This window comes from Fructobacillus tropaeoli (assembly GCF_001047135.2).
Classification (GTDB): Bacteria; Bacillota; Bacilli; order Lactobacillales; family Lactobacillaceae; genus Fructobacillus; species Fructobacillus tropaeoli.
The window spans coordinates 1-494 of record NZ_DF968151.1 but is presented as its reverse complement, the minus strand read 5'-3'; the positions used below and the strand labels follow the sequence as shown (position 1 = coordinate 494).

General features: G+C 44.1%; 2 protein-coding genes. Both read left to right on the top strand.

What is annotated here, in order from left to right; all coding sequences use genetic code 11:
- Positions 1-140 precede the first annotated feature (140 nt).
- A complete protein-coding gene (locus AOQ32_RS08790) occupies positions 141-278 on the top strand; it encodes a hypothetical protein (RefSeq protein WP_158531903.1) in 138 nt (45 codons plus the stop codon).
- A 1-nt stretch (position 279) separates the two neighbouring features.
- Complete coding sequence (locus AOQ32_RS08470; protein WP_059394401.1) at positions 280-477, top strand: helix-turn-helix domain-containing protein; 198 nt, start codon at positions 280-282, stop codon at positions 475-477.
- The last annotated feature ends 17 nt before the right edge of the window (positions 478-494 follow it).

The following is a 494-nucleotide window of genomic DNA, read 5'->3' as shown; positions in this document are numbered from 1 at the left end:
GATGCCAGCGAGATTATCGGAATTGACGAAAAAGATTTAGGACGGATTGAAAAAGGAATCGTTAAGCCTAGCTTATTCATTCTGAAGCGAATGGCGTACAAGTACCGGGTAACTACCGATTATTTACTGGGGGTGAAACAGTGATTAAGAACGAAAAAGAACGAGTGGCAACAAAGGCTGTTGAAGCCATGGAACACACAGCACTATCTGGCATTACAGCTAACCAGCACATCGAAGTCGGCGGTCAGATTTATAAGTTAACGATTGAGAGGTTGTGAGATGTCGAAGGAAATTAGCGACAAGATGGCCAACCGTTTGTGGACGGCACGCCATAAGAACAATTTAACTCTTGGACAAGTGGCACGAAAGACTGGTGTTAGCCGAACACAATTGCATCGATTCTTTGGAGAAGGGCGACGCAACGTTTCTGATACAACTTATCAAAAATTGTGGCGGTTCGCTTATTACGATGAGTGAGGTGCCTGAATGGAAAT